This window comes from Flavobacterium aciduliphilum, from assembly GCF_003268855.1.
In the GTDB taxonomy this organism is placed as follows: domain Bacteria; phylum Bacteroidota; class Bacteroidia; order Flavobacteriales; family Flavobacteriaceae; genus Flavobacterium; species Flavobacterium aciduliphilum.
In genome coordinates this window covers 120139-131013 of the sequence record NZ_QLSZ01000010.1, presented here as the reverse complement: position 1 = coordinate 131013, position 10875 = coordinate 120139, and the positions used below count along the sequence as shown (strand labels likewise).

General features: G+C 35.9%; 4 protein-coding genes and 1 pseudogene. 3 read left to right on the top strand and 2 right to left on the bottom strand.

Translation table 11 applies throughout. The annotated features are described in order from the left end of the window. Positions 1-3008: pseudogene (locus CLV55_RS10915) on the bottom strand (hypothetical protein); the annotation flags it as partial. Positions 3009-3128: 120 nt separating this feature from the next. Next, complete coding sequence (locus CLV55_RS10910; protein WP_112113831.1) at positions 3129-4952, bottom strand: chloride channel protein; 1824 nt, start codon at positions 4950-4952, stop codon at positions 3129-3131. Positions 4953-5114: 162 nt separating this feature from the next. Here CLV55_RS10910 and CLV55_RS10905 point away from each other — a divergent pair, with 162 nt between their 5' ends. The 3 genes from CLV55_RS10905 (at position 5115) to CLV55_RS10895 (ending at position 10871) form a co-directional block, all read left to right on the top strand. Beyond that, positions 5115-6431: a TolC family protein gene (locus CLV55_RS10905; RefSeq protein ID WP_112113830.1), complete on the top strand. Its 1317-nt coding sequence runs from the start codon at positions 5115-5117 to the stop codon at positions 6429-6431. A 49-nt stretch (positions 6432-6480) separates the two neighbouring features. Next, the gene (locus CLV55_RS10900; RefSeq protein WP_112113829.1) at positions 6481-7569 is read left to right on the top strand and encodes an efflux RND transporter periplasmic adaptor subunit; all 1089 of its coding nucleotides are present in this window, start codon (positions 6481-6483) and stop codon (positions 7567-7569) included. Positions 7570-7634: 65 nt separating this feature from the next. Beyond that, positions 7635-10871 carry an efflux RND transporter permease subunit gene (locus tag CLV55_RS10895; protein WP_112113828.1) on the top strand — a complete coding sequence of 1079 codons (3237 nt, stop codon included), beginning with the start codon at positions 7635-7637 and terminating at the stop codon, positions 10869-10871. Positions 10872-10875: the final 4 nt, after the last annotated feature.

Sequence of the window (10875 nt, the reverse complement as noted above, 5' to 3'; positions counted from 1 at the left end):
TCCGAATCTTTAGTGTTTAAAAGGAACAAACACGAAATACCATCGTTATTATCATCACATACTTCATAATTGGTTGGCGTGTTGATGATTGGGGCTTCAATCGTACCGATTTGTATAGTATTTGAGACACCACACTGTCCTACATTGGGAGTAAATAAATACGATTGCAATCCCACAACACTTGTGGAAACTGTAGCAGGTGTCCAAGTTCCTATAATTCCATTAGTTGAAATAGAAGGTAAAGAAGGAGGTGTACTGTTTTGACAATAAGGTCCAAAATTAGAGAAAGTTGGAGTGACAATACTTTGTGTGTTTACCGTTAACGTTTTAGATAAAGCACATTGATTAGCATTGGGAGTAAAAACATAATTTTGTGTTCCAACTGAGGCCGTTGAAATGGTTGCTGGTGTCCAAATTCCAATAATACCATTACTAGATGATGGGGGAAGTAAATCTGGTATTGCATTTTGACAATAGGATGTGGTTAAGGAAAAATTAGGAATAGTTGGTGTTGTGATTACTACGGTTAGGGTAAAAGAGTTTGCACAGATTCCTGAGTTTGGGGTAAAGATGTAATTTTGTGAACCTATAATTGCAGTATTTATGATCGCGGGTGACCATGTACCCGATACTCCATTACTAGAAGTATTAGGAAGTAAGTCAGGTGTGGCATTTTGACAATAATTACTTGTTATTGAGAAGACAGGTATCGTTGGAGCTGTTATCGAAATATTAAGTGATGCTGGTGTAGCGCATTGCCCCGAATTAGGTGTAAAGGTATATATTTGTGTTCCGGGGAGTGTTGTAGCAATTGTTGCGGGTGACCAAGTTCCAATAATACTATTGATAGAAGTATTAGGGAGGGAATTGGCAATACTATTTTGACAATAAGGCCCCATACTCGAAAAGATGGGAACAACATTCGGATTAATATTCACATTAATAGGGACTGTTGTTGCACATTGTCCAGCATTGGGGATAAAAGTGTATATTTGAGAACCAACGTTAGAGGTATTTATTGTAGTTGGTGACCAAATTCCTGAAATGCTATTAGTACTATTAGTAGGGAGTGTACTTGGAATACTATTTTGACAAAAAGGACCTATCGCTGAAAACGAGGGAATTATTGTAGTATTTATGGTTACGTTTAAAGATGTTGTAGTAGCACATTGGCCTAATGAAGGTGTAAAGGTATACGTTTGTGTGCCAGATGTAGCTGTTGAGATTACAGCCGGAATCCAACTTCCATTAATACCATTGTTTGAAGTAATTGGTAAATTAGAAGCGGTACTATTTTGGCAATAGGGTCCAAAAGAAGCAAAAGAGGGAAGAGTTGGATTGGTTACAGTCACCGAAAGAGACGTAGTTGTTGCACAAGGAAAAAGTACGGAATCTGGAGTGAAAGTATAAGAATGAACCCCGCTGATAGACGTGTCTATAGAGTTAGGCGACCAAGTACCACTAATCCCATTTGTTGATGTAGTAGGCAAATTAGGAGCAGTGGCTCCTAAACAAATGGGGCCAATAGCATTAAAACTTGGAGTAGTCATTGAAGTACAAGGGGTATTGCATGTTACGGTCATTGGAGCAATACAAGAAACTCCGTTGGCATTTAAAGTTAACGTAATCGATTGTCCTGGAGTCATCCCGCCAATGGTTAATGTTTGTGGAGATACCCAATTTCCTGTTACAGCTGTCCCTCCTGCAATTGAATAGGAATAAGAATAACTCGTTTGCCCTACATTTGAAAATGCAAAAGTCATGGCATTGGCAGTCGTATTTGGGTTTGTTAAATCACATGAAAGCCCTAATGAAGGTCCCGTATTTGCTACCGTTACCGTTATGGGAACTTTAGTACTCTCGCATCCTGAAATGGTCTGTGACACATAATATGTGGTTGAGCCTATGGATGATGTGGATGGAGTAGGGGCACTAGAAACCAATATATTACTTGGGTTATACCAATTTAATATACCTCCACCAGTTGCTGTAGCATTTAAAGGTGTAGCATTTACATTTTGACAATAATTAATAGGAGAGGTAACTGTCGGTAAGGCAACCAAAGTAAACGTAATGACTACTGTTGATGTTTTTGTCTGTGTACAACTTCCATTACTTTTAGTTCCAGTAAGCGTAAGTGTCACAGAGCTTCCCGTAGCATTTGGATCGATAGTGTAGCTTGTAGTTAAACTGGTTGGATTTGAAAAAGTACCACTAGGAGCCGACCATAATAGGCCATCTTGCCCCACAGCTGTACCTACTAGATTGATGGTACTTCCTTTACAAGCGGTTATAGCAGTTCCCGCATTAACATTAAAAGGCGGAATCGGAGCATTGCATCCATAATTCACGTAAGTTGCCCCACCTGAAGGAGTAAAGTTGACAGTTGCTCCATCATTTTCTGCGGTGGTTCCTCCGTAAGTTCCATAAATATTTACAAGTAAACTTCTTTCATAAGTGACACTATCGGTACAAGAACTTCCAAAAGACATAGTTAGAGTTCGAGTTCCTGGTGTTACATTGTAGTTTGCAAAGTTTCCTCCAAACTGTGTCAAATTATTTTGAAAAATCATATAGATTGTACCCGTCAATGAGGCAAAGGAATTGTAGGCAGTATTCAAATTTTGACTAGTCACTAAAATCACTGTAGCATTAGCTGGTAAAACACCTCCCGTTGGTTCTAGTATTTGACCACATGCTCCTGCATTAACTATATTAGCGTTTAATGTAGCTACTTTTGCTGCGGTAGTAGCATCTTGAATAAGACCTAACCATAAATTGGATGTGTTAGGCCATGTGACGGTTAGTGGTGTTGTGGCTAAATTTATTGGGGTGCTACCTACTTTAAAACGAACCATTTCATTAAATCCTTCGTCATTAGTGGGATTGTTAGGTGAACAAGCATCTACTAAAATACTTTCAATTTGAAAACATTGTGCAGTTACTCTTTGATTGGAAATAAATAGTGCAACCACTATAATAACTAGAAAATGAGATATTTTTTTCAAGTTTATAAAAGTTATAAATTATGCCAACAAAAATAAGTAAATTAACTATAAAATAGTTGAATTCTTTTGGTTATAAATTCCTAAAAGGTACTAGAAAATATTAATTTATAGTTTTGATAACTATTCGATAACCATAAGTTTTAATTGTTCGCGATAGGCTTCAAGAATAGTTGTTTTAGTGACCAAACCAAAAAATTTTCCATTAGTAGTTACTGGAAGGGTTTCAGAATTAGATTTTTCAAAAGTATCCATTATTTTTTCAAGTCCATCATCATGAAAAATAACATATTCAGGAGCCTGAATTAGTTCATGAATTGTTGTATATTTGACTCTGTAGGTATTGAAGAGTATTGGACGAATCGTATTAAAGTCAATAATCCCTATAAGTTTGTTTTTATCATCAACTATTGGAAAAACAGTTTGTTGCGATTGAGAAATCCATTCAGTAATAATTTCTAATGAATCATTTAAAGTAAATGTTTTGATGGATTCCGTTTTAACAAGTTTTAAAAAATCAATACTTTGTAAGATGTTTTTGTCTTTGTCACTAGTGAAAACTTCTCCTTTATCGGCTAAATTTTTCACATCCATGGAATGATGTTCAAATTGTTTTGAAACAGCAAAGCTGATAGATGAAACAATCATCAGTGGTACCATTAAATCATAACCTCCAGTTATTTCACCAATTAAGAAGATTGCCGTAAGAGGAGCATGAAAAAGACCACTCAAAATCCCAGCCATGCCAACTATAGCAAAGTTAGACACTGGTATAGTTTTTGAAATTCCAAGTAATTGAATGGATTTTGCAAGAAAAAAACCTAAATAAGAACCCACAAATAGGGATGGAGCAAAATTTCCCCCATTTCCTCCAGAGCCAATGGTCAATCCTGTTGCTATTGATTTTAAAAATACGACAATCCCCACAAAAGCAAGTAAAATCCAGGGTTTTGTTTTGAAATTTTCGAGCAAGGTATTATCCAATAAAACCTCAGGATTGGCTGTTGATAACGTCTTAATACTCTCATAACCCTCTCCATATAAAGTTGGGAAGAAGAAAATTAATAGTGCTAAAAGACTTGCACCAATCAAAGCTTTTTTATAGGAATTATTCGCGTATTTTGAAAAAAAATGTTCTGTTTTTCTAAAATTTCGAGCATGTAAAACGGAAACTAGTCCTGCTAAAATTCCTAAAATGATGTAATAAAATGTATTGTGAAAGTCAAAGTTTTGTTCTTGTTTAAAAGTAAGCAAAACTTCTCGACTGAGCAAAACGGTAGAAAACAAAGCCCCTGTAGCGGCCGAAATGATAATAGGAATAAAAGCAGAAATACTCACATCAGTGAGTACCACTTCAATTGCAAATAAAACGCCTGCAATGGGAGCATTAAAAGCGGCTCCAATTCCTGCAGCAACTCCGCAGGCGAGTAGTAATATCCGATCTTTTTGAGAGAGTTTGTATTTTTGGGCATAATTTGATCCAATGGCAGCTCCTGTTATGGTAATAGGACTTTCTAAACCTGCCGAACCTCCCAATCCAACAGTTAAAGAACTCGTGATGATTTGGGCATACATTTGTTTTTTTGGAAGAATTCCCCCTTTTTTAGCAACCGCGTACAAGATTTTAGCACTTCCTTTTTCTAAATTTCCGTTTAAAAAATTTCGAATTACAAAAACAGTTAATAAAATTCCTATTACAGGGAAAATACTATTTCCATAAGGTAATTTTAAATAGGCATTGATGTAATTTGCATATTTAAAAACATTATGAGCAAAACTTTTTAATATAATAACGGCAACAGCACAAGTCATGGCAATTGCTACACTTGAAACATAAATAAAGTTTCGTTCGGAAATCAGTGTTTTTACTAAAAAAATAATGGCCTCTAACTTTCTGAAAGTTTGTCGTATAAATAAGAGTAGTGTAACGGTACGTTTTTTAGGCATTGTCTCTTTAAATAAAGACACAAAAATACACTTTTAATTTTTAACCCTGAAACTCTTCCTCTTTCTTTAGGTTTACTAATAGATGTTTTGGTTTGTAACATTTGTAACTGTAAGGCTTTTTTTAGCCTCTTAATTTTGCCTCATAAATCACAATAAAGAATTATGAAGAACATAAAAATAATAGCAACACTCACACTAATTGCACTAGTATCCAGTATTTCCTTTGGTCAAGATACCTTGTCTATTTCTAAAAGCGAATTAATCCAAAAACTTTCTGATAAAAACCTACAACTTAAAATTAGCGAAAAAAGCTTTCAATCAGCACAAGCAGATTATCGTCAATCTAATGCACTTTTTTTGCCTAACATTAATGTGTCGCATACTGGAATGATTACCACGAATCCTCTTATGGCTTTTGGCTCTAAACTGAATCAGGCTATAGTATCACCTATGGATTTTGATCCAAGCCTGCTAAACAATCCTACTAGAACGCAAAACTTTGCAACCAAAATTGAAGTGCAACAACCCTTGCTCAACATAGACGGGATATATGGTAGACAAGCGGCAAAATCTAAAATGATTGCCTATCAGTTGCAAAGCGAACGTACTAAGGAATACCTAGAACTTGAAGTATCTAAAGCTTATATGCAGTTACAATTAGCCTATAAAGCGGTGAAAGTTTTAGAAAAAGCCAATGCTACTGGTAAAGCCAACTTAAAACTAGTCGAAAACTATTTCAAACAAGGATTGTTACAAAAAACCGATTTGCTGAATGTGCAAGTACGTGTGAATGAAATTACCAATCAGTTGCAATTGGCTAAAAGTAACACTCAAAATGCCTCTGATTATTTAGCTTTTTTACTCAATGAAGACGCTTCTGATAAAATCTATAAGCCAGCCGAAGCTTTAGATAACACAATTATTATCGAACCAATAAATCCTAAGTTTACGGAGAATCGAAAAGACATCCAGGCAATGGATAAATCTACTGAAGCTTATAAAAAAATGTTTTTGTCAAGTAAAATGAATTTCTTACCGCGCCTAAATGCTTTTGGAAGTTACGAATGGTACGATAGAAATTTTTTAGGAACAACTGCAAGAGGCTATCTTATTGGTGCACAATTATCTTGGAATGTGTTTGATGGCTACAAATCGATTGGAAAATTTGAAAAAACCAAAGCCGATTATCAAAAAGCAGAGGCTGAAACGGACCTATATAAAAAGCAAAGTCAGTTAGAACTCAACAAAACCAATCGTCAACTGAAAGATGCTGAAAACAAAGTCGGTTTATCACAACTTGCTTTCGAACAATCTCAAGAAGCCTGCCGAATTAGACAAAATCGTTTTGCACAAGGGTTAGAAAAAACCACCGATTTATTGCAATCAGAAACCCAAATGATTCAAAAAGAATTAGAGCATTTACAATCGGTTTTTGAATACAATTTTACCAAACAATATTTACAATTTTTAACCAAGTAAGAGAACAGATTAATAGAAAATAGAACAAAGACAATAAAAAGATTTTACAATGAAAAAAACGATAACAATCCTAACGCTTTCAGGTTTCTTATTCATTTCATGCGGAAAGGAAAAAAAAGAAACAATCGCTAATGAATCTGCCATTGCAGTAAAAGTTAGCGGTAGTATAAACAATAATAATGGTACAACAGTAAGTGCGAGCGGAAAAATTGAGTCCGAAAACAGTGCCAATGTCTCTACCCGAATGATGGGGTATGTAACAAAAATATATGTGAAAGTAGGGCAAAAAGTAAGTGCTGGACAACTACTGGTAAGTATTAATAACACCGATTTGCAAGCAAAAAAAGCACAGGTAGAAGCTGCTATTCTACAAGCCTCTGCAGCTTATACTAATGCTAAAAAAGATTACGAGCGATTTACTGCCTTGTTCAATCAGCAAAGTGCGTCACAAAAAGAATTAGACGATATGACCTCTCGCTACGAAATGGCAAAAGCTGGATTAGAAGCTGCTAAACAAATGCGAAATGAAGTAATGGCTCAGTTTTCTTATGCTAATATCACAGCGCCTTTTGCTGGAGAAATCACCAATACTTTTGTTAAAGAAGGCGATATGGCTAATCCCGGAATGCCTTTAGTGAGTGTTGAAGGGGCTTCCCATTTACAAGTAACAGCGATGGTATCAGAAAGTGATATTACGGCAATCAAAAATGGGATGAATGTAAAAGTGTTAGTAAAATCAACGCATCAAGAAATAGCGGGAAAAGTGATTGAAGTGAGTGGTTCTGCTAAAAATACAGGCGGACAATATTTGGTAAAAATAAACTTAATAAATGCAGGAAAAGATGTACTTTCAGGAATGTTTGCTAATGTACAATTTCCTGTTGCAAGGCAATCAAAAGCAGTTGCTACACCAATATCAGATATTGTTTTAGTTCCAAAAAACGCTTTAGTTGAACAAGGACAATTAATTGGAATATACACAGTTGGAACGAATAATATTGCTATTTTACGTTGGATTCGAATTGGAAAAACTATAGGCAATCAGGTAGAAGTCTTATCAGGTCTTTCGGCTAATGAGCAATATATTATTTCTGCTGAAGGAAAATTATATAATGGCGCAAAAGTTAGTATTCAGTAATTATAAAAGTCTTTTTTAGTATAGAAGTTCATCTATCTAAGCCTTAAAACTTTAAACAAAAAATCATGCAAGAAGGTATATCAGGTAAAATAGCTCATTTTTTCATCAATTCTAAACTAACCATTTTGTTAATGGTAGGATTGATGATAATAGGCGTATACAGTTCATTCTTAATTCCTAGAGAGGAGGAACCACAAATTAACGTTCCTATGGCCGACGTGATGGTTGGCTATCCAGGAGCAAGCCCAAGCGAAGTAGAAAGTCGTGTGGTTAAACCCCTAGAAAAAATTCTTTCCAATATAAAAGGAGTAGAACACGTACATAGTATGGCCATGAACGGTCAAGCTATGTTGATTGTACAATTTTATGTAGGACAAGATGTAGAACGCTCGTATGTGAAATTATACGACGAATTGGCTAAACACGAAAATATGTTCCCACAAGGGGTGTACAAGCCTATGGTCAAAACCCGCTCTATTGATGATGTTCCTATGTTAGGATTGACGCTTTGGAGCAACACAATGAATGATTTTGAAATTCGTCAGGTTGCCGAAGAAGTAACCTCAGAAATTGAAAAAATTAAAGATGTAGCGATCACTAAAGAAATTGGCGGACGCAATCGCGAGGTAAAAGTAGTTTTAGACAAAGATAAAATGGCCGAAAACGGCGTAGATGCTTTGGGTATAATGCAAATGATTCAAGCGAACAATGGTAGCTCTCAATCAGGTAGTTTTGTGAAAAATGATCAAGAATACTTAGTAACTACGGGACAATTTTTAACGTCTTCAGAAGATATTGAAAATTTAGTTGTGGGGGTTAATGCCAATATGCCTGTCTATTTAAAACAAGTGGCTCAGGTAGAGGATGGTCCATCAACTCCACGAAGTTATGTGTCTTTTGGATATGGAAAAGCCAACGAAAATTTTGTGAAAAACAATACTGAATATCCTGCTGTAACCATTTCTGTAGGGAAAGTAAAAGGTGCCGATGCCATGAAAATTTCGGAAAAGATTTTGGATAAAGTAGCCACATTAAAGAAAACGCTAATCACAAATGATGTTCATGTTGAAGTTACTCGTAATTATGGCGAAACCGCTTCAGATAAAGTAGGGGAGTTGTTAATGCATTTGGGGATTGCTATTATTGCCGTGACACTTTTAGTAATCCTTGCTATGGGCTGGCGTGGCGGATTAGTCGTTTTCTTTTCAGTGCCTTTAACTTTTGCGTTAACATTATTTGCATATTATTTATTGGGTTATACTTTAAATAGAATTACGCTTTTTGCTTTAGTTTTTGTTGTTGGGATTGTGGTGGACGACAGTATCATTATTGCCGAAAACATGCACCGACATTTCAAAATGAAGCGATTGCCATTCAAACAAGCGGCCATTTATGCCATTAATGAAGTTGGAAACCCTACAATTTTGGCCACATTCACAGTGATTGCAGCCATACTTCCTATGGCCTTTGTTTCAGGAATGATGGGGCCTTATATGAGTCCAATGCCAATTGGAGCTTCGATTGCCATGTTACTTTCATTGTTTGTTGCTTTAACCGTAACTCCTTATTTAGGCTATCATTTGTTGCAAGAAAGAGAAAGTCAAGAGCATAAAGCCGAACAAGGTCTTGAAACTTCATGGATTTATAAAATATACAACAAACTCGAACGCCCATTACTAGATAGCAGTAAAAAACGTCGCTTGTTAGTTGGGGTTACCGTTTTGCTTTTAGTAGGTTCGGTAGTTATGTTTTTTACAAAATCGGTTTTGGTAAAAATGCTGCCTTTCGATAACAAAAACGAATTCCAAGTGGTCATAGATATGCCAGAAGGAACCACACTAGAACGCACCGCTGCTGTAACTAAAGAAGTTGCACAATACCTAGCAATCGTGCCAGAAGTAGTAAGTTATCAAAACTATGTGGGTACATCAGCACCAATTACCTTTAACGGATTGGTACGCCATTATGATATGCGTGGTGGTAGCAATATGGCTGATATTCAAGTGAATTTATTACACAAAGAAGATCGTAAACTACAAAGTCATGATATAGCCAAAACGGTACGTCCTAAAGTACAACAAATAGCCAAAAAATATGGTGCTAACATCAAAATTATTGAAGTGCCACCAGGCCCCCCTGTACTTTCTACCTTAGTGGCTGAAATTTATGGACCAAACTATAAAGAGCAAATTAAAGTTGCCAATCAGGTAAAAGGTATTTTAGAAAAAACATCTGATATTGTTGATATTGACTGGATGACTGAAGATAACCAAACTGAATACAAATTGGTTGTTGACAAAGAAAAAGCAATGCTCAACGGAATTGCTCCCCAGCAGGTTGTTGGGAATTTAACCTATTTGTTAAAAGAATATCCTGTATCTAATTTATATGATGAGCACTCAAATGATACTGTTGGTATCGTGCTGGCTTTAGATGATAAAGAAAAAACCTCATTACAAGATATTGAAAACCTTAAAATTAAAGGAAACCGTGGTAATGTAATCCCCGTAAGTGATTTGGTTCAAGTCGTACAAGACACTTTACAGAAAACCATTTATCGAAAAGATCAAAAACGCGTGGTTTATGTTACTGCCGATATGGCGGGAGCATTAGAAAGTCCTGTATATGCCATTTTGGGAATGAACGAAAAACTGCAAAAAATGACCTTGCCTAAAGGGTATAAAGTAAATGAATTGTACATGGAACAACCAGCCGATGAAAGTGATTATACAGTAAAATGGGATGGCGAATGGCAAATTACGTTAGAAGTTTTCCGTGATTTAGGCGTAGCATTTATGGTGGTTATAGTAATTATTTATATGCTCATTGTAGGTTGGTTCCAAAACTTTAAAACACCTATGGTAATGATGATGGCCATTCCACTTTCATTAGTGGGGATTGTGCTTGGTCACTGGTTGTTAGGTGCGTTCTTTACTGCTACTTCATTTATCGGAATGATTGCTCTAGCAGGTGTTATGGTGCGAAATTCCGTCTTGCTTATCGATTTTATTGAAATCCGATTACACGAAGGAATTCCATTAAAACAAGCTATTATTGAAGCGGGGGCTGTGCGAACAACACCAATTTTACTGACTACTGGTGCTGTTGTTATTGGGGCTTCCATCATTTTGTTTGACCCTATTTTTCAAGGATTAGCAATCTCTTTAGTATTTGGAGCTATTGTTTCGACCTTGTTAACTTTATTGGTAGTGCCTATTATTTATTACATCACAGAAAGAAAAAAATGGGAAACCCAAAAAACAAATTCAACCAAAACCCTTGACCAAGATATTAAATCCTAAAAAA

Excerpts from the sequence above, each read along its gene's own strand:
- CLV55_RS10910 (WP_112113831.1), bottom strand. The coding sequence starts at position 4,952 with ATGCCTAAAAAACGTACCGTTACACTACTCTTATTTATACGACAAACT.
- CLV55_RS10905 (WP_112113830.1), top strand. The coding sequence starts at position 5,115 with ATGAAGAACATAAAAATAATAGCAACACTCACACTAATTGCACTAGTA.
- CLV55_RS10900 (WP_112113829.1), top strand. The coding sequence starts at position 6,481 with ATGAAAAAAACGATAACAATCCTAACGCTTTCAGGTTTCTTATTCATT.
- CLV55_RS10895 (WP_112113828.1), top strand. The coding sequence starts at position 7,635 with ATGCAAGAAGGTATATCAGGTAAAATAGCTCATTTTTTCATCAATTCT.